Origin of the sequence: Caulobacter sp. BE264 (genome assembly GCF_031457805.1) — a bacterium.
In the GTDB taxonomy this organism is placed as follows: domain Bacteria; phylum Pseudomonadota; class Alphaproteobacteria; order Caulobacterales; family Caulobacteraceae; genus Caulobacter.
Genome location: NZ_JAVDXI010000001.1, coordinates 318,507 through 340,055, shown reverse-complemented (window position 1 = coordinate 340,055; position 21,549 = coordinate 318,507). Strand labels below are relative to the sequence as shown.

The 21,549-nt window shown below is 66.9% G+C and carries 16 protein-coding genes, 1 pseudogene and 1 riboswitch; of the genes and pseudogenes, 6 read left to right on the top strand and 11 right to left on the bottom strand.

Features of this window, described 5'->3' with window-relative positions; translation table 11 throughout:
* Nucleotides 1–61: 61 nt before the first annotated feature.
* The 7 genes from J2X45_RS01595 to J2X45_RS01565 all read right to left on the bottom strand — a co-directional run bounded on the left by J2X45_RS01595 (nt 62) and on the right by J2X45_RS01565 (nt 8,886).
* Nucleotides 62–2,803, bottom strand: coding sequence for a TonB-dependent receptor (locus tag J2X45_RS01595; protein WP_310210399.1), 2,742 nt, complete (start codon nt 2,801–2,803; stop codon nt 62–64).
* A 325-nt stretch (nt 2,804–3,128) separates the two neighbouring features.
* Nucleotides 3,129–3,491, bottom strand: a complete 363-nt coding sequence (locus J2X45_RS01590; protein ID WP_310210396.1) for a DUF1428 domain-containing protein — start codon at nt 3,489–3,491, stop codon at nt 3,129–3,131.
* Between the two features lie 40 nt (nt 3,492–3,531).
* Nucleotides 3,532–4,920 carry a S41 family peptidase gene (locus J2X45_RS01585; protein ID WP_310210393.1) on the bottom strand — a complete coding sequence of 463 codons (1,389 nt, stop codon included), beginning with the start codon at nt 4,918–4,920 and terminating at the stop codon, nt 3,532–3,534.
* Between the two features lie 47 nt (nt 4,921–4,967).
* The gene (gene thiC / locus J2X45_RS01580; protein WP_310210391.1) at nt 4,968–6,806 is read right to left on the bottom strand and encodes a phosphomethylpyrimidine synthase ThiC; all 1,839 of its coding nucleotides are present in this window, start codon (nt 6,804–6,806) and stop codon (nt 4,968–4,970) included.
* Between the two features lie 73 nt (nt 6,807–6,879).
* A riboswitch (TPP riboswitch) is annotated at nt 6,880–6,985 on the bottom strand.
* Nucleotides 6,986–7,032: 47 nt separating this feature from the next.
* Nucleotides 7,033–7,881 (bottom strand): neutral zinc metallopeptidase, encoded by an 849-nt coding sequence (locus J2X45_RS01575; protein ID WP_310210388.1) that lies wholly within the window; start codon nt 7,879–7,881, stop codon nt 7,033–7,035.
* A 7-nt stretch (nt 7,882–7,888) separates the two neighbouring features.
* Nucleotides 7,889–8,257: a hypothetical protein gene (locus tag J2X45_RS01570; protein WP_310210385.1), complete on the bottom strand. Its 369-nt coding sequence runs from the start codon at nt 8,255–8,257 to the stop codon at nt 7,889–7,891.
* Between the two features lie 101 nt (nt 8,258–8,358).
* Nucleotides 8,359–8,886 (bottom strand): tetratricopeptide repeat protein, encoded by a 528-nt coding sequence (locus J2X45_RS01565; protein ID WP_310212063.1) that lies wholly within the window; start codon nt 8,884–8,886, stop codon nt 8,359–8,361.
* A 264-nt stretch (nt 8,887–9,150) separates the two neighbouring features.
* Between J2X45_RS01565 and J2X45_RS01560 the strand changes: the two genes are divergently transcribed.
* From J2X45_RS01560 to J2X45_RS01550, 3 genes are all read left to right on the top strand, one after another.
* Nucleotides 9,151–9,591 carry a hypothetical protein gene (locus tag J2X45_RS01560; protein WP_310210382.1) on the top strand — a complete coding sequence of 147 codons (441 nt, stop codon included), beginning with the start codon at nt 9,151–9,153 and terminating at the stop codon, nt 9,589–9,591.
* 65 nt (nt 9,592–9,656) lie between these two features.
* A complete protein-coding gene (locus J2X45_RS01555) occupies nt 9,657–10,658 on the top strand; it encodes a D-cysteine desulfhydrase (RefSeq protein ID WP_310210379.1) in 1,002 nt (333 codons plus the stop codon).
* Nucleotides 10,659–10,669: 11 nt separating this feature from the next.
* Nucleotides 10,670–11,338, top strand: coding sequence for an amino acid racemase (locus J2X45_RS01550; RefSeq protein WP_310210377.1), 669 nt, complete (start codon nt 10,670–10,672; stop codon nt 11,336–11,338).
* A 4-nt stretch (nt 11,339–11,342) separates the two neighbouring features.
* On the opposite strand, the gene J2X45_RS01545 is transcribed toward J2X45_RS01550, so the two are convergent.
* Nucleotides 11,343–11,525 (bottom strand): hypothetical protein, encoded by a 183-nt coding sequence (locus J2X45_RS01545; protein WP_310210374.1) that lies wholly within the window; start codon nt 11,523–11,525, stop codon nt 11,343–11,345.
* 455 nt (nt 11,526–11,980) lie between these two features.
* Between J2X45_RS01545 and J2X45_RS01540 the strand changes: the two genes are divergently transcribed.
* Nucleotides 11,981–13,612 carry a pectate lyase gene (locus tag J2X45_RS01540; protein ID WP_310210371.1) on the top strand — a complete coding sequence of 544 codons (1,632 nt, stop codon included), beginning with the start codon at nt 11,981–11,983 and terminating at the stop codon, nt 13,610–13,612.
* A 9-nt stretch (nt 13,613–13,621) separates the two neighbouring features.
* On the opposite strand, the gene J2X45_RS01535 is transcribed toward J2X45_RS01540, so the two are convergent.
* From J2X45_RS01535 to J2X45_RS01525, 3 genes are all read right to left on the bottom strand, one after another.
* Nucleotides 13,622–14,209 (bottom strand): SRPBCC family protein, encoded by a 588-nt coding sequence (locus J2X45_RS01535; protein WP_310210367.1) that lies wholly within the window; start codon nt 14,207–14,209, stop codon nt 13,622–13,624.
* Between the two features lie 75 nt (nt 14,210–14,284).
* A complete protein-coding gene (locus tag J2X45_RS01530; protein WP_310210364.1) occupies nt 14,285–17,107 on the bottom strand; it encodes an ATP-dependent DNA helicase in 2,823 nt (940 codons plus the stop codon).
* A 57-nt stretch (nt 17,108–17,164) separates the two neighbouring features.
* Complete coding sequence (locus J2X45_RS01525) at nt 17,165–18,133, bottom strand: tetratricopeptide repeat protein (protein WP_310210361.1); 969 nt, start codon at nt 18,131–18,133, stop codon at nt 17,165–17,167.
* Nucleotides 18,134–18,276: 143 nt separating this feature from the next.
* On the opposite strand from J2X45_RS01525, the pseudogene J2X45_RS01520 reads away from it, so the two are divergent.
* Both J2X45_RS01520 and pdeM read left to right on the top strand, forming a co-directional pair.
* Nucleotides 18,277–20,838 (top strand): annotated as a pseudogene (locus tag J2X45_RS01520) (ligase-associated DNA damage response DEXH box helicase).
* Nucleotides 20,835–21,542 (top strand): ligase-associated DNA damage response endonuclease PdeM, encoded by a 708-nt coding sequence (gene pdeM, locus J2X45_RS01515; protein WP_310210355.1) that lies wholly within the window; start codon nt 20,835–20,837, stop codon nt 21,540–21,542. The pseudogene J2X45_RS01520 and the gene pdeM overlap by 4 nt, the downstream one beginning before the upstream one ends.
* Nucleotides 21,543–21,549: the final 7 nt, after the last annotated feature.

Here is a 21,549-nt window from a genome sequence, read left to right as displayed (position 1 = left end):
TGCGCCGCAGTACTTAAGGACGGGTTGAGACCGTCCGCGCGCTCCCGTCCGGCTAGAGCCGCTAAAGCTGCTTGCGGAAGCCAATTCGCACGGTGCGGCCCAGTGGGTCCAGATAGTCGCGCTGGTAGGCCTGCGGGGTGACGCCGTTCTGGTCACGCACCGTCTGCTTGGCATCGAACACGTTCTCGACGTTAAGCGAGACCTGAGCGCCCTTCAGGATCGGATACTTGTCGACCAGAGGTTTACGCGCCGGGGCGTTGAAGCTGGCGAAGACGCTGAGGCCCAGGGTAGCAAGGTCGGAAAAATACAGGGTCTGGCCGCCGGTGGCCCCGCCGTTCACCCAGGTGGACGCCTTCCAGTTACCGTTGAAGCGCACGCCAAGGCCATCCTTGAAGTAACCGCCCTGCACCTGAACCTCATGGCGGGCCTGGCCCGTGCGCGAGCTGATCGCCGCGCCATCCAACTGGTCCAGCACGGGCAGGCCCTTGCGGGTGGTCAGTTCGTCCGTCAGACGCCAGGTGTGGTAGACCGACATCTGCAGCATGCCCTGGCCGGGCCGCATCATGCCGCCCGGACCGCCAGGGCCCATGCCCCCGCCCCCGGGACCACCGAAGCGCATCATGCCGCCCATGCCGCCGCCCGGACCACCGCCGAAGCGCCCGCCCCCCATGCCTCCTGGCCCGCCGGGACCCGCTGCGGCCCCGGGCGTCGGCTTCCCCACGGGCTTGAACAGGTTGAAGCCCCACCGGATGTCTTCACGCTCGGCGCTGGCGAAGTTCACCGGGCGGGCGTCGATGGCCAGCAGGCGGCCGGTGGCGTCCCGCGTGAACCGTTCCGGGAAGGCTCGCTCGAGGTCCGGGGTGATCGCCGGGAAGCTCGAGATCACATTGCTGGTTTCGGCGCGGGTGTAGGTGGCGTTGAAGGTCAGCTCCACCTTCTCCAGCGGCTTGTAGTTGACCTGGAACTTCGAGACCTTGCGATTGTCGTTGCGCAGGTTCGGATTGCCGCCGTCGGTGCGGGTGACCAGCACGGTCTGGCCCGTCGTGAAGTCGAACACCGAGACGTTCGGCGTGACCACCAGCGGATCATTGACCTGGTTGGTCGAGGGAGCCCCCTCCTCGTCGGTGAAGCTGGCGATCAGGCTGAGCGGCTTGATCGGCGTCCAGTTCACGCCCGCGCCCAGGGTCGTGAGGCCACCGAGATCCGACAGGTTCTCGTAGCCGGCGTTGAAGTTGGCCGAGAGGTCGCCGACCTTGGCCAGCACATCGTTCCGCGTGCTGGTCAGCGGCAGGGTGAAGCTGGTCTGCAGGTTCTCACGGTCGCGCGTCACCTTGCGCTGGGTGCTCACACCCGACCGCACGGTCTTGGCGTCGAGGCCCCGCGTGTCCGCGCCGATCTTGAAGGTGGTCTGAACGCCGCCCGCCGGCAGCTGGAACAGGTTGCCGTTCAGCACGAGCTCAGCGCTGGCCGAGGTCGACACCGAGTGCGCAGTGTCGGGCGCCACGGCCTTGTAGAGGTTGGATGCGATCGTCCCGAACGGATTGACGCTGGGATCGCCCGCCGCCACCGCCGCCTGGAAGGCCGAGGCGTCCAGACCGCGACCGGTCGTCGTGTCGGTGGCGGTGCGATCGAAGTCGCCGGTCAGGGTCCAGCGCCAGTCCTTCACGCGACCGTTGGCGGCCATGCTGACCTGGGTGCGCAGGACGTCGGTGTCGCGCGCCAGCGCGCCCGGCGCGTCGATGAAGCGATAACCGGTGACGGGCTTGGAGAACGGCGAGAACGGGCTGCCCGCCGGCAGGGTGAACGTGAGCCCTGGCAGGCCGAGCAAGGCCTGGCTGCTGGTGTCTTCCAGATTGCCGCTGATCGTCAGTTGTGTGGTCTTGTTCAGGTCGCGACTGATCGATCCGCGCAGCGTCGCGCGTTCGGACTTGGAGATCAGCGACCGGCTGGCGGTCAGGTGATCGGTGTTGTAACGCCCCGCCAGCGGCGAGAAGGCCGAGAGCCCAACCTTCCCCGCCCGGGCTGCGTCCGGCACACCGGCGATGGTCACGAGGCCGCCGGCCGCAGCGGACAGGGCCGGATCGATCTCGCCGCCGCCCAGGCCGCTCACATTGCCGACGAGATCGAAGGGCTGGCCGTTGGGCGCGCGGACGATGTTCCGGTCCGTCTCCAGGAGATAGGGATCGCGTTGTAGCTGGAGATCCAGATTCCAGCGCTTGTCGCCGTCGATATTGACCCGGTTGCCGCCGCCATTCAGCGTCGTGCGGCCGCCGTCGGTCGCGACCGTAGCCGCCGCCTGGATCGTGGTGGCCGTGTAGTTCTTCTTCAGGATGATGTTCACGACCCGCTGGTCGGCCTTGTAGCCGTAGCTCAGCGCGACCTCTTCCGGCAGGACCTGGAAGCGTTCGATCGCCTCGGGGGGGACGCCCTGGATTTCCTGGAAGCCCGAGATCCGCCGACCGTTGATCAGCAATACCGGCCCGCCGCCGCCACCGTCCCGGCCGCGCGTGCTGGCGGTCTGGGGAGTCAGGAGGGTGAGAAGCTCACCAATGCTATTGGCGCCGAAACTCTTGATCTCTTCTTCGTTCAGCTCGATCTCGGGTTGGATAGCGCCCTCGACCTTGCCACGTGGATCGGCCTGGATGACGAGCCCCTCGACCTCGTTGGGTCCTTCATCCTTCGCCCGCTGCGCCGTCTGGACGTCCTCGGCGACCACGGTGGCCGTGGTGGCGGGAGCCGCCGCGGCCGCAGGATCCAGCGAAACGGCGGCCAGCCCGTAGAGGAGCACGGTCGAAAGGGTCATTCAGGCCCACAAAAGCATGAGTTGCGAGGGACGCTGACGCGATCGGCGCCAACGCTGGGTTGCCGCTCCTTAAGGCTGGGCGGAGACCACCGCAACAACCATTGGGAACAAGCTCAGCTATTGCAGCACAATGCACACAGTGGTGTGTCCCAATCCGCGCCAAATGCGGCCTAGGCTTTGAAAAATAGACATATTTGACGCGTGCGAATGAGCAACACGACACGATGTTTCAGAGGGGAAACAAAATCGGTCGCGGCGCCATGTCCGCGGCGACGAGTTTCTGCCCGCCCGGCGAGCGTTCGATCCGCGCGCGCCTCGAAACAATCTATGCGCGTAAGGATTCGATGAAGGTTTCGAACCCGCCGAGGATCATGCGCTGGGTGTTGAAGGGCGGCCCCGCCATCTCGTTCTGGAAGCGCGGATCGGCCATTATCCTGGCCATCACAGCGTCACGCGTCGCTCGATCCTGGTAGGTGATCCAGGACAGCACGACCACCTCGTCGTCTTCCAACTGGACCGCGCTGGGAAACGAGGTCCGCTCCCCGTAGGGCGCGTCTTCTGCGAGGCACTCGACATAGGAGAGCGCGCCATGCTCCAGCCATATCTCGGCGGCCTTTCGCGCCAGCGCGCGGTAAGCCTCGAACTCGGCCTTGCGGATCGGAACCACAAATCCGTCGACATAGGTCATGATGCGGGCGCCTTGCGGGTTGCTGACCCCGCAAGGACGTTCAGCGCGCGGCCGTCCCGACAGCGCCCTCACGGATTTTCGTGATCAGATCCGCGATGGCCTTGGCATGCCCCTCCGACAAGTCCGCCTCCGGGAAGACAACCAAAGGGATTTCCGGCGCCAACCCCCGCCCTTCCATCTCCTGGCCATCCGCCGAACGGTAGAGCTCCGCCGGCAGGGCCAGCGTCCAACCGTTCGGCAGAGGCTTGGGCAGTTGATCGGAGAAGGCGCCGCGCGTCGTCGCGCCGACCTGGGTTACGTTCGACAACGCCTTCATCATCAAGGTGAAGGTCTCGCCGGCGCTGACCGTGATGTCGCTCGTCACCACATAGACAGGCCCCGTGAATCCGACCGCTCCGGAGGGCTCGACCCTGATGGTCTGCTGCGGGCCTTTCGCGCCGACCGGGACCTTGGCGTAGGCGACGCGGGGCTGGGCCGTGAAGCGCGCCGCGATGCGCCGACTGATGGTGTCGTATCCGCCCCGGTTGTTGCTGACGTCGACCACCACCGCCTTGGCGCCGGCGAAGGCGGCGAAGGCTTCGTCCAGAACGGCGTCCAGCGGGCGCGGATCATCCGGCGCGGCGTTGCGCGCGAAGGCGCCCATGGTCAAGATGTTGAGGTAACCCACATCGTCGACCCGCCCCCAGAAGATGCGATTGTTAGCGGCCTGACGCCCTTTGCCTTGCAGCAGGCTGGTCAGGATTCCCTCACGATAGGCCTGGAGCCAGGCCCTTTCCTCGCCGGCGGGGTCGGCCGCACGTACGCGCAGAAGCGTCGGCGATTCCCCTGGTTCCAGGTCGCGCTTGGCGCCCTGCGCTATCCCGTGCAGCTCGACGTGGGGATCATCCAGTCCGGCCAGGAGGCCGGCCAGGGCCAGCCACAGTTGATCTTCGGTCGCCGAAGGGCCCACCTGCGCCAGCGCCTTGGCCTTGCGCGCCGGCCAATCCAGTTTCCGTTCGGCCGAGCGCGGATAGAGCTCGGCGAAGGTGTCGGCGGCGAAGGCGACGATGCGATCCGGGGTCCAGCCTGCGGCCGAGATGCAGTCCGTCGGCAGGTTCGGCAGGCGATCAAACGTGTAGCGCGTGCCCTCGGCATCGCCCGTCAGGCTGACGACGCCCGGCCCCTCGGCCCGCCAGAGGGCCAAGACCCCGTCGGGATCCGGCTCGCGACGCGGATCGGGATAGCAGGCGCCGCCGGCGGTGTGGAACAGCTGCGCGCCGTCGGGCCCAAACTGGACAATCCAGCCATAGCCCCGGGACTTCCAGGCGCCGCGCAACTCGGTCGCTACCGGGCCATTCTTCGGCTGGACGGGCCAGAACGGGCTCTCCGCCAAAGCCGGAGCGGCCAGGGACAGGACAGCGACGGCCGTAGCGAGACTCAAGCGTTTCATGGCGCGACGGTGGAGGCGTCTCCCCCGCCGCGCCAGTGAAAACGACGTCACTCGGTCTTCAGATAGATTTCCGAGCCCTGCTCGCGGAACTTCTCGCTCATCTGCGCCATGCCCAGCTCGGCGTCGTTCGGGGCCTTGGCGGCCGCGAAGTCGCGGACCTCCTGGCTGATCTTCATCGAGCAGAACTTGGGACCGCACATCGAGCAGAAGTGCGCGGTCTTGTGCGCCTCCTTGGGCAGGGTCTCGTCGTGGAACTTGCGCGCGGTTTCCGGGTCAAGGCCCAGGTTGAACTGGTCCTCCCAGCGGAACTCGAAGCGTGCGCGGCTGATGGCGTCGTCCCACATGGCTGCGCCCGGGTGACCCTTGGCGAGGTCGGCGGCGTGAGCGGCCAGCTTGTAGGTGATGACGCCGGTTTTCACGTCGTCGCGGTCCGGCAGGCCCAGGTGCTCCTTGGGCGTGACGTAGCAGAGCATCGCCGTGCCGAACCAGCCGATCATCGCCGCCCCGATGGCCGAGGTGATGTGGTCGTAGCCAGGCGCGATGTCGGTGGTCAACGGACCGAGGGTGTAGAACGGGGCCTCGTGGCAGTGCTTCAGCTGCTCGTCCATGTTGGCCTTGATCTTATGCATGGCGACATGGCCAGGCCCTTCGATCATCACCTGGACGCCGTGGTTCCAGGCGACCTTGGTCAGCTCGCCCAGGGTGCGCAGTTCCGAGAACTGGGCCTCGTCATTGGCGTCGGCGGTCGAGCCCGGGCGCAGGCCATCGCCCAGCGAGAACGACACATCATAGGCGCGCATGATCTCGCAGATCTCGTCGAAGCGCTCGTAGAGGAAGTTCTCCTTGTGGTGCGCCAGGCACCACTTGGCCATGATCGAGCCGCCGCGCGAAACGATGCCGGTGACCCGCTTGGCGGTCATCGGGATGAACGGCAGGCGCACGCCGGCGTGGATCGTGAAGTAGTCGACGCCCTGCTCGCACTGCTCGATCAGGGTGTCGCGGAAGACCTCCCAGTTCAGGTCCTCAGCCACGCCGTTGACCTTCTCCAGCGCCTGGTAAATCGGCACCGTGCCGATCGGCACGCTCGAGTTGCGGATGATCCAGTCGCGGATGTTGTGGATGTTGCGGCCCGTCGACAGGTCCATGACCGTGTCGGCGCCCCAGCGCGTGGCCCAGACCAGCTTGTCGACCTCGTCGGCGACGGTGGAGAGCACCGCCGAGTTGCCGATATTGGCGTTGATCTTGACCAGGAAGTTGCGGCCGATCGCCATCGGCTCCAGCTCGCCGTGGTTGATATTGGCCGGGATGATCGCGCGCCCGCGCGCCACTTCCTGGCGCACGAACTCGGGCGTCACGAAGTCGGGGATCGAAGCGCCGAAGTCCTCGCCGTCGCGCACGCACGGGCGGTTCTGCTCGCGGCGAAGGTTCTCGCGGATGGCGACATATTCCATCTCGGCCGTGATGATCCCGGCGCGGGCGTATTCCAGCTGGGTGACCAGCTTGCCGGGCTTGGCGCGATAGATCTTGCGGCCGGTGTCAGGGAATTCCGGCGCCAGGTGCTTGCCCTGGGCGAAACCGTTGTCTTCCGGCTTCACCTGGCGAGGATCTGTGACCTCCTCGACGTCGCCGCGCGCCACGACGAAGGCCTCGCGGGTGCGCGGGAGGCCCTTCTCGATGTCGATCTGGACGGTCGGGTCGCTGTAGGGGCCCGAGGGATCATAGATGGTGACCGGCGGCTCGTTCGCCGACGGGTGGACGGCCACCTCGCGGAACGGCACACGCAGCTCGGGGTACAGCTCCCCGGCCTGATAGACCTTGCGCGAGCCGGGGATCGGACCGGTCGAGATCGTCTCGGCCACGGCCTTGATGGTGCTCTGGATATTCATTTCGGGCGCTCCTCAAGCTTCCAAGGAGACCCGGACGTGCGTGCTTGAGTCGGTCTTACGGACGAAACAAACGCTCCCGCCCGCGTTCCCTCCCTTCGCCGGCATGACCCGGATCAGGTTCTACGGGTCAGGGCGTGGGCCCAATCTCAGCCGCGCAGGCGGCCCCCCGGTGAACAGAGGGCGGAGACTAGGCTCGCTGACGCACAGGTCAAGTGCGGCCGTGCGATCAGAGCCGCGACGCCGAGAAGGTGTCGCAAGCCGCCGGGTCGCCCTGCTCAAAACCCCGCCGGAACCAGCGCATGCGCTGGGCGCTGGAACCATGGGTGAAGCTGTCGGGCACGACCTGACCTTGGGAGCGCTTCTGGATCGTGTCGTCGCCCACCGCCGCGGCTGCGCCAAGGCCGTCCTCGATGTCGGCGGGATTGATGACGATACCACCGCCTGAGGCGTCTCCGGCCCGCGCCGCCCAGACCCCGGCGTAGCAGTCGGCCTGCAGCTCCAGCCTGACCGAGCCGCTCTCTTCGCCGCGCGCCCCGAGCCTCCTGGCCTGCTGATCTGCGCCCAGCAGATGCTGGACGTGGTGGCCGACCTCATGACTGATCACATAGGCGCGCGCGAACTCGCCCTTGGCGCCAAAGCGCGCGTCCAGCTCCTGCCAGAACGAAAGATCCAGATAGACCTTCTGGTCGGCAGGACAGTAGAACGGGCCCATCGCCGATTGGCCGGTACCGCACCCTGTGCCGGTGCTTTGCTCGTAGAGAACGATGGCGGCGGGCGGCCTGTAGTCCACGCCTTCCTGACGGAAGATCGGCGTCCAGACGTCTCGGTTCGAGGTTTCGATCACATCGACGAACTGCCCCTCGGCGTCGGAGACCTGGCCCCGCACGCCCTCCTGTTGGGCGGGCTGCTGCAGGCGCTGTGTCGCCTCAAGAGTTGTCCGAGGGTCGACCCCGAAGACGAAGTAGCCGATCGCCGCGAGCACCACCGCGCCGATTCCACCGCCCGCGATCCCGACGGGTCCAAGCCCACGTCGGTCCTCAATATTGCCCGACCGACGGCCGCCTTCCCACTCCATGAGATCCTTACTCCTTGGGCTCGCTGGCGGGTCGGATCGCCCGCATCCGCGTATTGCTCTGCGCCAGCGCCTCTTGGGTAAGCCTTTCAAGGCGGTCCATAGAGGCATCGAAATCCAAGTCGAGCCGCGTCGCTTCATCGAGCGCGGGCGGCGCGGTCGTCTGCCTCAACACGACGGGTCCGGTGACCACGCCTGCGCTCAGGTCGCGCAGGATGACGTCGGTGCGAGCCCGCTCCTGAGCGTTGGAGGCCGTGATTTGGCTCTGCACCGCCTCGCGACGGAGGTCTTCGAGCGCATGGGCGGCGGCGTTTCGCGCCTGAATGTCCCGCAGATCCTGCGCCCCGGCGCACACAGGCCAGACCAGGAGCCAGCCCATCACCAAGGAAGCGGCGCTTGATCGCATCATATGACGCCCCCTTATCTGGCGCCCCTCGCGCGGCCGGACTCGATCATTCGGGCCTCTCGATCATTCCCGCCTCAGGGTCGTTTGACCGTGAAACGCGCGAGTTCGGTTTTTGGCGCCGTCCAATCCGGCTTCAAGGCGGCCGCCCGAGAATAGTCGCGATAGGCGGCGTTCAGATCGCCCAGCCCTTCGTTGGCCAGCCCGCGATTGAACCAGGCGCGCTCGGGATCCTTGACCCCCAGGGCCAAGCCCCTGTCGATCTGATCGACGCCTTCACGATAGCGCTTTTCGCCCACATAGGCCGCGCCACGATTGACCCAGGCCTCGCCCAGGTTCGGGTCAAGCTTCGACGCGGTGTCGAAATCGGCGCGAGCACGGGTGAAATCCCGCTGCCGCATCTGCAGAACGCCGCGATTGACGAAGGTCCGCGCGCGATCCCTGAAGTTGAGGTTCTCGGTCTCCAGGGCGGTCGTGCAGGTCAGCACCGAAGCCTTGTCCGCACGGCCGTCAAGCGCGGCCTCGGAACATTCCTTGGCCAGACCGCCCCCGATGACGAGGGTCGAGGCGTTGGCTACGGCGCTAACCGACAGTGCGGCTGACATCGTCGCCGCAAGAACCGCCGTCCCCAGAAGGTCACGCTGGTTCATGACGTCCTCCCATAATTTCGCGGTCGGCCCCGAGCGTGTTTGTGATCCGTGGCGACCGTTTTATGGCGTAGAGTCTAGCACGGTTCCCCAGCCTCAAGAACGACCGGACGCTGAAATCACGCGCAAACCGAACCCGTTCGGATCGAAGGCGCGAACAAAACGGCTGGGCTAGTCCTCAAAAGCGGGCCATAGAGGCCTGCTCACCCGCAGGTTGTCGCCATGCTGATCGTTGCTCTGCTTTTCGCGCTGTCGGTCCAGACTAGCCAAGATGGATCCGTGGATGCGGTGACGGTGGAAGCGTCTCGCAAGGTGCTCCAGAAGACCCTGCCGGATCAGGAGATCATTGAGCAGTTGAACGCGCTCCATAAGGCCGAGCCGGACCGGGTGGTCTGCGTGAAAAAGACCATGGGAGGCACGATCATCCCCAAAACGGTCTGCGGCACGCTTCGGCAGTGGTACGATCAGGAAAAGGCCAGGGACACGGCGAATGTCGTGGCCGAGATCATGGGTGATCCGAGCGGATCCCCGCCAACCACTGACCCGCCCTACGAACTGGTTCAGATGATCAAGAAGCAGCTCAAGGACCCCGAGGCCCGCGCCTTGGCGGCCGAGCGCGCCCGACGGCGCATTGAAACCAAGGCTCAGGCGCAGCAGCCCTGAAGTCGTGCGGCGACCAGCGCATCGGACGTGATAACAAGAGCGCGACTCGATCAGGAACCGCGCCCATGCACCTCGCTCGCTTTCCTCGCGCCCGTTTCGCGCACCTGCCCACGCCTCTGGAGCCCCTTCCCCGCCTCGGCGCGGCGCTGGGCATAGACCTGTGGGTCAAGCGTGACGACTGCACGGGCCTGGCCGGCGGCGGCAACAAAACCCGCAAGCTGGAGTTCCTCCTTGGCGAGGCCTTGGCTCAGGGCGCCGACACCCTGGTCACCCAAGGCGCGGTCCAGTCCAACCACGTCCGCCAGACCATCGCGGCCGGGGCGCGCTTTGGTCTGAAGACTGAGGTGATCCTGGAGGAGCGGACCGGCTCCAAGGCCAGTGACTACATGGGCAATGGCAATGTCCTGCTCGACAAGCTGATGGGCGCCTCGCTGCGCTACGTGCCCGGCGGGACAGACATGGTCGCCGAGCTTGAGGTCACCGCCCAGAGCGTGCGTCAGCGGGGCGGCAAGCCCTATGTGATCCCCGGCGGCGGTTCGAATACGGTCGGGGCGCTCGGCTATGGCGATTGCGCGCGCGAACTCGTCGTCCAGGCCGACCAGATGGACCTGAAGATCGACCGCCTGGTGACCGCGACAGGCAGCGCCGGCACCCATGCGGGCCTGGTCGCCGGCTTCGCGGCGCTATCGGTCGATATCCCGATCCTGGGCTTTGGCGTGCGGGCGCCCAAGCCGAAGCAGGAAGAAAACGTCTACAACCTCGCCGTCGCCACGGCTGAGACGATCGGCGCAGCGGGCCGGGTGCGGCGCGAAGCGGTCGTCGCCGACTGCGACTATGTTGGCGAAGGCTACGGCCTCGTGGACCAAGGCGTCATTGACGCCCTGGCCCTGGCCGCCCGCACCGAGGGCCTGCTGCTGGATCCGGTCTATTCGGGCAAGGCGATGAAGGGTCTGATCGATCAGGCGCGCAAGGGCGCCTTCAAGGACGAGCGCATTGTGTTCCTCCACACCGGCGGGGCGCAGGGGCTGTTCGGCTATCAGACCGTGCTTGAACCCGCCCTCGGCTAGGAGCGCCTCCGATGAGCAAGGTCCTGGGCGTTCTGGGCGGCATGGGTCCGGCCGCCACGCTCGACTTTCTGGCAAAGCTGCAGGCCGCGACGCCCGTGAGCCGTGAGCAGGACCATCTCCGGGTGCTGGTGGACATCAACCCCAAGGTTCCCGACCGCAATGTCGAGGGCTCGGATCCCGGTCCGGTGCTCGCGGGGATGGCGGCGGGCTTGCGCGACGCCGGGGCGCAAGTGCTGGCGATCGCGTGCAACACCGCCCACGCCTACGCTGCTGAGGTCCGCGCCTCAGGCTTGCCGTTGATCGACATGCTGGAAACCGCCGGCCTCGCCGCCCGCAGCCAAGGCGCGAACGTCGTCGGCGTTCTGGGCACCAGCCTGGCGCTTGGCCTCTATCGAGATCGCTTCTCGCAGCTCGACCTGGAAGTCGTAACGCTGGACGACCACGAACAGGTCGAGTTCATGGCCCTGCTCTACCGGATCAAGCGAGGCGATGTGGGTCAGGAATCGCGGGACGCCATGGCCGCCCTTGCTCACCGTTTGATCGGCAAAGGCGCGCAGGCTGTGGTCGCGGGCTGTACCGAAGTGCCCTTGGTGCTGTCCCAGACCGATCTTTCAGCGCCGTTTCTGGACGCCACCCAAACCCTGGCGGTTCGCTGTGTCGAGACCTGTCTGACGGAGTAGGGCCTTAGCTGCGGACGATCGGCAGCGGTTCGTCGTGGCTGGCCTCAAACAGACCCACCAGCGCAGCGGCGCCGCGTGAGGCTTGCGCCATGCGCAGCAGAGCCGCGCGGGCGTGCGCATTGTCGGCGATCTCGGCTTGTCGCTCGAGCCGCTCGGCTTCGGTCAAGTGGTCGTGTCGCGTCCCCATGATCGAAAGGTTTACAAGATATGAACGCCAATCCGCCATGCGACCGCTAGACGCAGAGTGATCACCGTTCGGCGGCAATGCCTGTGCCAGGGCGTCAAGCGTGAGATGAAAACGCCCCCGGACCTCTCCGGTCCGGGGGCGTTGTCCTGTTCCCCAACAGGACGGCGTCGGCCGCGCTGCGCCGAGCGCGGCGGCGTCGCCTCAAATGGCCACTCAAATTTCGCCGAACGCGCAACGACAGACAACGCGGCCGCCTGTCGCAGGGGGGGGACCTGTCGCATCGCCAGACCGACGAGCGAATTACCGATATTGCCGTGAAAAGTGGGTAGTCAAATCTATGACACCGGTATCATAATAGCGACAACGTCACTTCAAAGATGACGGAGCCGTCGCTGGCCAGGGAGGTTCGCTCGCCTATCCTTCGATGTAAGCTCCGCGCTGACCGGAGTTCATCCATGCCTCTGAGCCCGCTTTCCCGCCGTCGCCTCCTGGCCACCTCGGCGGCGGCCTTCGCCGCAGCGGGCGCTCTCGCGCCGCTCCGCGCAGTCGCCGCGCCGGGCCGAGACACGGCGCTGAAAACGATGAAGACGGCCACGCGCTTCATGGTCGACAAGGTCGCCTACAAGGGCGGTTACGTCTGGAGCTATCTGCCGGATTTCTCGCGCCGCTGGGGCGAGATGGAGGCCTTTCCGACCATGATCTGGGTGCAGCCGCCAGGCACGGCGACGATGGGGCACCTGTTCCTCGACGCCTATCACGCGACGGGCGACGAGTATTACTACAAAGCCGCGTGTAAGGCCGCCAAGGCCTTGATCGCGATCCAGCATCCTGCTGGCGGCTGGAACTATCTGGGCGATCTCGCGGGCGAAGCCTCGATCCGCAAATGGTATGACACAATCGGGAAAAACGGCTGGCGGCTCGAAGAATTCCAGCACTACTACGGCAACGCCACGTTCGATGACGCAGGCACCGCCGAGACCTCGCAGTTCCTGCTGCGCCTCTATGTCGAGAAGAAAGACAAGCGCATCAAGCCCGCCTTGGACAAGGCGCTGCAGTTTGTTCTGGACAGCCAGTATCCCAACGGCGGCTGGCCCCAGCGCTTCCCCCTGAAGACCGATTTCCAGAACCACGGCCATGCCGACTACACCGGCTACATCACCTTCAACGACGATGTGGCCGGCGAGAACATCAAGTTCCTGATCATGGTCTGGCAGAGCCTGGGCGATCCCCGCGCCCTGCCCGCTATCCGAAAGGCCATGGACTGCTTCGTGATCTGCCAGCAGCCCCAGCCTCAACCCGCCTGGGGCCTGCAGCACTATGTCGACACGCTCAAGCCCGCCGGCGCGCGCAGCTACGAGCCCGAGGCGTTCGCCTCCCACACCACAGGCGCGAACATCGCGTCGTGCATGGACTTCTACGAACTGACCGGCGACCCGAAGTACCTGGCGCGCCTGGGCGAGGCGCTGGACTGGCTGGACAGCATCAAGCTGCCGCAGGAAATCCAGAAGGGTCGCCCCTACCCCACCTTCATTCAGGTCGGGACGGGCAAGCCGCTCTACATCCATCGTCGGGGCAGCAATGTCGTCAACGGCGAGTACTACGCCGACCAGAACCCGCAGGGCACGGTCATCCACTACTCGTCGTTCCGCGCGGTGAACGTCGCAGGCCTGCGCCAGCGACTGGCCAAGCTGCAAGCCACACCACCCGAGATCGCGAGCAAGGACTCGCCGCTCAAGGGCGGCCGCAAGGCGCTGCCCAAGTACTTTACGACCGGCGACATATCGGTGTCGGACCTCAATGTGGACACCTTGAAGGCCGACACCGGTCAGACCTCGCCAGACAAGGCCGCAGGCCTGATCGCCGCGCTCAACGCCGAAGGCTGGTGGCCGACAGAGCTCCGGGCGACCAGCAATCCGTACATCGGCGACGGCTCGCCCACGCCCGCGCCCGGGGACTTCAGCCAGACCCGCGTCGGCGATGCGACGGACACCTCGCCTTACATCACCGACACGCCGAAGATCGGCATCTCGACCGGGACCTACATCGAGAACATGGCAGCGCTGATCAAGTACGTAACGGCGAGCTAGGACACTAACTCACTCGCAAAGGCGCTTGAGGTTCATCAGGACCTTGGGCGTGTCCTTGCGCAGCGCTTCGCGGATCAGCGCCTTGGGGACCGGCCAGTCCACAGCCAGACGGTTGTCGTAGTAGACGCGGGTCCGCCGCCCGCCGTCCAGCGGCTGAAGCTTCCACTCGCCCTGTTCGACCTTAAGGTCGCCGCCGACCAGTCGGAACTTGATCCGGCTGTAGGGCTCATAGTCGGAGCGAAACACAATCCGCATCCCAGGGAAAACCAGGTTGCGGCGCGTCACGTGCTCGCGAATGTCCCAACCCCGGGCCATGTCGCCCTCGACGATCCGGCAGACGGCGAGCGTGGTGATCATCACCTTGGCCGCCGAGCAGTCGGTCATGATGCGCCAGACTTTCTCGGGCGGCGCGTTGATGTCCACCACACCCCGCACATGACCCGAGATGCCGTCAGGATCGGGCGTCACCTCGGCATAGGCGTCACCCTTCGCCAACGCTGCGCGGGCCTTCGGAGAAAGTTCGAAGGGCCAGGCTTGGCCAGCGAGCAGAAGCGCGGACGCCAGAGCGGCCAAGGCGGCGGAGTATCGGACGCGCATGTACACAGTGCTCCTGGTCACGAGGAGCGGTACGGTTCCGGACACGCGCCGGACGCATCGCCAGGCCGCCTGCCCCTAAGACTTTGTCGTCTTCAGGAAGGCTGCAGTGGCCTCTATGGCCTCGACCAGGCTCACACGTTCCAGCGTCACCCCCTCGGGCAGGCTTGAGAACAACCGCGTGGGGGCTGCGGCGTCCAGCATCACGAACACGCCGCGATCATCGGCGCGTCGGATCAGGCGCCCGAAGGCTTGGCTGATCCGCGCCCGCGCCACGGCGTCATCATAGCCTTTGCCGCCAAAGCGCAGGCGACGCGCCTTGTGCAGTACGTCCGGGCGCGGCCAGGGCACGCGATCAAATACCAGGAGCCGCAGCGAGCGACCCGGGACGTCAACCCCGTCACGAATGGCGTCCGTGCCCAGCAGGCACGCGTCCTCCTCGGCCCGGAAAATGTCGACCAGCGCGCCGACCTCCAGCGGATCAACATGTTGGGCATAGAGCGCCAGGCCCTGGTCGGCCAGCGGCGCAGCGATGCGCTCGTGCACGGCCTTCAGGCGACGAATGGCGGTGAACAGCCCCAGCCCCCCGCCCCCGGCCGCGAGGAACAGTTCGCGCATGGCCGCCGAGACCTGGCGGGGATCTTCCTTGTTCACGTCGGTGACGACGAAGGCCTTGGCGTTGTTCTCGTAGTCGAAAGGCGAAACAAGCCGCAGCACTTTGGGCGCGGTCGGCAGGCGCGCCGCGCCCGTGCGCATCTCGGCCAGGGCGAACGGATCTTCCAGCGCGGGATCGACAAGAGTGGCGCTGGTCACCAGCACGCCGTGCGCAGGCGACAGCACCGCCGCCCGCAGCGGCTCGGTCGGATCGACCCAGTGGCGACGGCAGGCGGCGTCCACCACCCGCCCGTACAAGAACGTGGCCTCGAACCAGTCGACGAAGTCCGGGTCGCTTTCGGTCGGCTCGGCGTCATCCTCTTCTAGCGCTTTCAGGATCGAGCGCCAGGCGGGCAGGGTCATGCGGGCGCGGCGATCCAGGCCGCGCAGCGCGCCTTCGATACGGGCCCGCTCCGAGGCGCCCAGGTGCTCGGCGTCCTCATCCAGTACGTCTTCCAGCGCCCGCGCCAGCGCCAATAGCGGCGCTTCGATCGCCGCCAGCGCCTTGGCCGCCTCGGGCGCGCGCTCACGAACCAGATCGATCGGCGGACGCGCATCGCACTGCAAACCGAGGTCAGCGCCGCCCCGATCGCCGCTGCGGGCGCGGAGCTGCTCGATGACCGCAACCAGGAAGTTCTCGATCGGTCCGATCGGGTTGATCTGGCCGTCAGGCGGGGCGACGCGCCCCGACCAGCCCTCGCCCGGCAGAGCCGCCGCCGCCTGGATGGCCTGGCTCATCGCACCGCGCGCGCCCTCCCGGTCGCCCAGGATGTCCAGCAAGCGCGCCTCGAGGCCGCGCCCGCGACGGCCCCGCCCCTCGGGCCCACGGATCCAGCGCCGCAGTTCCGCCGCCTCAGCGCCGGACAGGGCGGCCGAGAAGGCGCTGTCGGCGGCCTCGAACAGATGGTGGCCCTCGTCGAAGACGATCCGCTTGAGGCTGGTGGTCTCGTTGTCGCCCTTCAGTCCCCGCGCTGTGCGCGCGCCGTCAAACGCCGCCTGCGTGAGAACCAGAGCATGGTTGGCGATCACCAGATCCGCGCGCTTGGACGCCCGCACCGCCTTCTCGATGAAGCAGATCCGATAGTGCTGGCAACCGGCGTGAATGCACTCGCCTCGCCGGTCGACCAGATTTGCCGGGCTGGCCTGCATCGAAGGGGGCACGGCGGTCAGGGTGGGTAGCCAGGCGGGAAAGTCGCCGCCGGTCATGTCGCCGTCGCGCGTGGCCCGCGCCCAACGCGCCGTCAGGGCCAGGCCGATCAGGTCGCCATTACCCAGCTGAGCCCCGTTGATCTGCTCCTGAAAGTTCAACAGGCACAGATAGTTCTCACGGCCTTTTCGCACGACCGCCTTGCGGGCGCGCTCTTTGGGATCGGGATAGATCGACCGGCTCTCGCGCTCGATCTGCCGCTGCAGGGCCCGCGTATACGTGCTGACCCAGACAGACGGACCATTGGCCTCGGCCCACAGGGACGCCGGCGCCAGATAGCCCAGGGTCTTGCCGACGCCCGTGCCCGCCTCGGCCAGCATCATGCGCGGCTCGCCCTCTCGCTCGCGCGGCTGGAAGGCGAAGGCGGCCTCCTTGGCGAAAGTCGCCTGAGCTTCACGGACTTCTTCCAGCCCCGAGCGCTGCAGCAGCTCGGCCAGGCGCTCGCCGGCGCGTTCGGGATCGATGGGCCGGGACCCTGCTTCGCCGGGCGGCGCCTGGTCCTCCCACTCGACAAGCCGCGCCCAGACATCGAGGCCGGAACCCCGAAACTGGTTACCGACGGGGACCGAGCGCAAGGCGCCGATGACCGCCGCCCCCCAAGCCCACCCCGCCTTGGCCAGGGTCTCGGCGATCGCCAAAGCCTCCTCGCGAGACGGGACCGGCGTCAGCGCCAGTTCCCGCAAAAGCGCATCAGCGGCCTCGCGAAGGGTCTGGGCCTGCTCGGCCGCGCCGTGCGGTTCGCGCAGACCCAGCGCTGTCGCCAGTCCTACCGCCGAAGGCGCGCAAAACGCCGCCGGCCGAACAAACGCGTGAAGTTCAAGCACATCGAACAGGCGCGACGAACGCGGCGGCGGCGACAGGTTCAGTCGGCGGGCGGTCATGGCCGCGTGAGCCACCAGGACGGGGCCGTGCTCGAAAAGATCGCGCGCGTCCGGCGCGCGCAACATCCTGGCCTCGCCGCCGTCCGCCAAGCCGGCGCGCGGTCCCGGCAGGACGACCAGAGCGGGAGCCAAGTCCAGAGTCGGCGGCGAAGCAGTCACCTCTGTCCGTTAGCAGAAGCCGGCTCGAAACAGAATGGAAACAGACCGCGCGGCGTCCTAGCCGACCGGCGTCTCATCATCGTCGGCCAGGCCCAGCAACCGGCCAATCGCCCGTTGGGCCTTCTCCCGCAGGGCCGGCTCGTCGCTCTCCACGGCCCGGCGATACATCTGGAGGGCGAGCTCAGGATCAGCTCGAACGCCGCGGCCGATCTCGCACATCAGCCCCAGCGCGAACCAGGCGTCGTGGTCGCCCCGGTCCGCAGCCCGCTGGAACCAGCGCATCGCCTCGACGTAGTTCTTGTCGGTCAGCTGACCGTTGTAGTGCGCCGCGCCCAGCCGATACATCGCGTCCGGTAGGTCGTTCCGGGCCGCAGCGCGATAGAAGTAGAGGGCTTTGGCCGGATCGGACATCACGCCCGAACCCTCCGCGTGGAGGCGGCCAAGTTCGTTCATCGCTTCGGCCGAGCCCATCTCGATGGCGCGACGCAGCCACAGTAAGCCCCGCCTTTCATCGACCCGACCACCATAACCCTCCAGCAGGACGACGCCCGCGCCAAAGGCCCCTGGCGCTGAACCTGCCTCGCCGGCGCGAAGATACCAGGCGCGCGCCAGCCTTGGGTTTTCCGGCGCTCCATGTCCGCCCCGGTGCATGACCGCCAGATTGTACATGCCGTTGGGGTCACCCAATCGCGCCGCGCGGGCGTAGAGCTTCAAGGCGGCGTCCGGATCCGAATCCAGGCCCTCCGCGCCAAAGAGATACAAGTTCCCCAGTTCGACCATGGCGTCGGTGTCGTCCAAGGCCAGCGCCTTGCGCAGCCACGGCAACCCCTTGGCGACATCCGGCTCACGCCCGTCGCCGCGAATATGGCAAACGGCCAGATCGACATAGAAGGACGCATCGCCAGCTTCCGCAGCCCGCTGGATGGCCTCGCAGTCGATCTGCGTCCGCCACGCCTCAGCGTACGCCGCCCCAGTGGTCCAAGGGACCATGAGCACCAACGCCATCAGCCAACCCAACCGCATCAAACCCCCACCTTGGCCGGAAGCGTCATGTGGCGCCGCGAGCGTTGGTCCAGACAATCGCAAGCCTCGGCGGAAGCAACCAGACTCGCGCCACGCGCGCGCAAAAGTCAGGTGAAACAGAAAGGGAACATGCTATATCGCGGGCAATGTCCGCGGCGAACGCCCTCCCTCCCCAGTTCCAGGCCTGGTTCTCCAAGCGCGGGTGGACACCACGCGCGCACCAGTTGGCGATGCTGGAAAAAGCGCGCGCCGGTCGCGGGGCCCTGCTGATCGCGCCGACGGGCGGCGGCAAGACGCTGGCGGGCTTCCTGCCCAGCTTGATCGAACTGGCCGAGCGCCCGCCTCGGAACACACCGGCCGGGGTCCATACCCTCTACATCTCGCCGCTGAAGGCGCTGGCGGTCGATGTCGAGCGCAACCTGCTCACCCCCATCCGCGAGATGGGCCTGCCGATCGTCGCCGAGAGCCGCACCGGCGACACCGGCGAGAGCCGCAAGGCCCGGCAAAAGGTCCGCCCGCCCGACATCCTGCTGACCACGCCCGAGCAACTGGCGCTGTTCTGCGCCTGGGAAGGCGCGCGCGAGTACTTCGCCGACCTCTCCTGCGTGATCATCGACGAAGCCCACGCGATCTGGCCCAGCAAGCGCGGCGATCTCCTGGCGCTGGGCCTGGCCCGACTGCAGCAGTTCGCGCCCAACATGCGCCGGGTCGGACTGTCGGCCACGGTCGATGATCCGGATCTGGTGCGAAAGTGGCTGGGCGTGAACAAGAACCCTCCCCCTAGCGGGGGAGGTGTCGGCGCAGCCGACGGAGGGGGAAGTTCTGCTGACCTTGCCCCTTCCCCCTCCGGCGCTTCGCGCCACCTCCCCCCTGAGGGGGAGGATTTCTCCATCGACCTCGTCCTGGGCTCGGGCGGCGCCCAGCCGGTCGTCGAGGTCCTGGTCTCCGGCGGACGCGTGCCCTGGGCCGGCCACACGGCCGAGCACGCCATGGCCGAGGTCTACGACGTCATCAAAGCGGCCAAGACCGCCCTCGTCTTCGTCAACACGCGTTTCCAGGCCGAGTTCGCGTTCCAGCGACTTTGGGAGCTGAACGACGAAGGCCTGCCAATCGCTTTGCACCACGGCAGCCTGTCGGCCGAACAGCGCCGCAAGGTCGAGGCGGCGATGGCGCGGGGCGAGCTGCGCGCGGTGGTCTGCACCTCGACCCTGGACATGGGCATCGACTGGGGCGACGTCGACCTCGTCATCCAGTTGGCCGCGCCCAAGGGGGCCTCGCGGATGGTGCAGCGGATCGGCCGCGCCAATCACCGCCTGGACGAGCCCAGTCGGGCTCTGTTCGTGCCGGCCAGTCGCTTCGAGATGCTGGAATGCCGCGCCGCCGCCGACGCGATCCTAGAGAACCATCTCGACGGCGAGCCGCCGCGCATCGGCGCGCTCGACGTTCTGGCCCAGCACGTCATGGGTTGCGCCTGCTCCGAGCCGTTCAAGCTGACCGAGCTCTATGACGAAGTCCGTTCGGCCGGCCCCTACGCCGACCTCACCTGGGAGGACTTCGAAGCCGTCGTCGACTTTGTCTCGACCGGCGGCTACGCGCTGCGCACCTACGACAAGTTCCGGCGGATCGTGCAAACCGCCGACGGCCTCTGGACCGCGCGTAACGCCCAGGCCCGCCAGCAGCACCGGATGAACGTGGGCGCAATCATCTCGCCGGCCACGATCAACATCCGCATCGGGGGCGGCCGCAGACCTGTCGGCGGCCGTAAGATCGGCGAGGCCGAGGAAGGCTATTTCGAACAGTTGACGCCCGGAGACACCTTCGTCTTCGCCGGACAGGTCTGGCGCTACAACAGCCTGGTCGGGGCCGACGCCTATGTCTCGCCCGCGCCCAACGATGATCCGAAGATGCCCAGCTGGGGCGGCTCGAAATTCCCGCTGTCGACCTATCTGGCTGGCCGCGTGCGCCAGATGATGCATGACGAGCGCGAGTGGAGCGCCCTGCCCGGCGATGTGCAGGAATGGCTGTCGTGGCAGAAGATCCGCTCGGCGATCCCGCAGGAAGGCGAGATGCTGCTGGAGACCTTCCCGCGCGGGAAGCGGTTTCACATGGTCTGCTATCCTTTCGACGGACGCCTGGCCCACACCACCCTGGCGATGTTGCTGACCCGCCGCCTGGATCGCCTGGGCGTCGGCCCGCTAGGCTTTGTCTGCAACGACTACGCGCTGAACCTCTGGTCGCTGAGGCCGATGGACGGCCTCGATCTCGACGAACTCTTCGCCCAGGACATGCTGGGCGACGACCTTGAGGCTTGGCTGGACGAAAGCTTCATGATGAAGCGGTCCTTCAAGCAGTGCGCCCTGATCGCGGGCCTGATCGAGCGCCGCCATCCCGGCGCCGAGAAGTCCGGCCGGCAAGTGACCTTCTCCACCGACCTGATCTACGACGTGCTGCGCAAACACCAACCCGACCACCTGATGCTTCGGTGCGCCCGTCACGATGCGGCGACCGGCTTGCTGGACATCGCGCGCCTGGGCGACATGCTGGCCCGCGTGAAGGGTCGTATCCGCCACATGCCCCTGGATCGCGTCTCACCCTTCGCGGTTCCGATGATCCTGGAGATCGGCCGCGAGCGCGCCCCGGGCGACGCCGCCGGCGAGATGATCCTGGCCGAGGCCGAAGCCGACCTGATCGCCGAGGCGCGCCCATGACCCGTTTCGAGCCCTCGGCCTGCGGCGGCCTTCGTGTCGCCCTGGCCAATGTCGAGGTCATGCTGCGCTGGTCGGGCGCGCTGTGGCTGGAACGCGAGCGCACGCTGATCGTGGCCGATCTCCATTTCGAGAAGGGCAGCAGCTACGCCGCCCGTTTCGGCCAGATGCTGCCGCCCTATGACACGCGCGAGACCCTGGATCGCCTTGACCGCGAGATCACGCAACTCACGCCTGAACGGCTGATTTTCCTGGGCGACAGCTTCCACGACGGCGCGGGTGAGACCCGGCTGGCGATGGACGACTATCGGCGACTGGAGGGCTTGGCTCTTGGCCGCGAACTGGTCTGGGCGGTGGGCAACCACGACGCCGATGGCCCCAAGGCCTTGCCGGGCGATGTGATCGACGAAGCCAACATCGCGGGGCTGACCCTCCGGCATGAACCGCTTCCCGGCGCGCAGCCGGGCGAGGTGGCGGGCCACCTGCATCCGGCGGCCAAGGTGTCGAGCGGGCGCGCGATGGTCCGTCGGCGCTGTTTCGTCACCGATGGCGCCCGCCTCGTTCTGCCCGCGTTCGGGGCCTATACGGGCGGACTGAACATTCTGGATGAGGCCTTCTCAAGCCTGTTCGACGGCCCGCTTTTGGCTGGCGCCTTGGGGCCGCGGCGGGTGCATGCCGTCGGCCAGAAGTCGTTGAGACCCGACTGACGTCGGC

Bases quoted from the DNA above. Each gene is read 5' to 3' on its own strand.
- J2X45_RS01560 (WP_310210382.1), top strand. From the start codon at position 9,151: ATGCTGATCGTTGCTCTGCTTTTCGCGCTGTCGGTCCAGACTAGCCAA.
- J2X45_RS01535 (WP_310210367.1), bottom strand. From the start codon at position 14,209: ATGCGCGTCCGATACTCCGCCGCCTTGGCCGCTCTGGCGTCCGCGCTT.
- J2X45_RS01595 (WP_310210399.1), bottom strand. From the start codon at position 2,803: ATGACCCTTTCGACCGTGCTCCTCTACGGGCTGGCCGCCGTTTCGCTG.
- J2X45_RS01550 (WP_310210377.1), top strand. From the start codon at position 10,670: ATGAGCAAGGTCCTGGGCGTTCTGGGCGGCATGGGTCCGGCCGCCACG.
- thiC (WP_310210391.1), bottom strand. From the start codon at position 6,806: ATGAATATCCAGAGCACCATCAAGGCCGTGGCCGAGACGATCTCGACC.
- J2X45_RS01540 (WP_310210371.1), top strand. From the start codon at position 11,981: ATGCCTCTGAGCCCGCTTTCCCGCCGTCGCCTCCTGGCCACCTCGGCG.
- J2X45_RS01575 (WP_310210388.1), bottom strand. From the start codon at position 7,881: ATGGAGTGGGAAGGCGGCCGTCGGTCGGGCAATATTGAGGACCGACGT.
- J2X45_RS01585 (WP_310210393.1), bottom strand. From the start codon at position 4,920: ATGAAACGCTTGAGTCTCGCTACGGCCGTCGCTGTCCTGTCCCTGGCC.
- J2X45_RS01545 (WP_310210374.1), bottom strand. From the start codon at position 11,525: ATGGGGACGCGACACGACCACTTGACCGAAGCCGAGCGGCTCGAGCGA.
- J2X45_RS01555 (WP_310210379.1), top strand. From the start codon at position 9,657: ATGCACCTCGCTCGCTTTCCTCGCGCCCGTTTCGCGCACCTGCCCACG.
- J2X45_RS01590 (WP_310210396.1), bottom strand. From the start codon at position 3,491: ATGACCTATGTCGACGGATTTGTGGTTCCGATCCGCAAGGCCGAGTTC.
- pdeM (WP_310210355.1), top strand. From the start codon at position 20,835: ATGACCCGTTTCGAGCCCTCGGCCTGCGGCGGCCTTCGTGTCGCCCTG.
- J2X45_RS01570 (WP_310210385.1), bottom strand. From the start codon at position 8,257: ATGGGCTGGCTCCTGGTCTGGCCTGTGTGCGCCGGGGCGCAGGATCTG.
- J2X45_RS01565 (WP_310212063.1), bottom strand. From the start codon at position 8,886: ATGTCAGCCGCACTGTCGGTTAGCGCCGTAGCCAACGCCTCGACCCTC.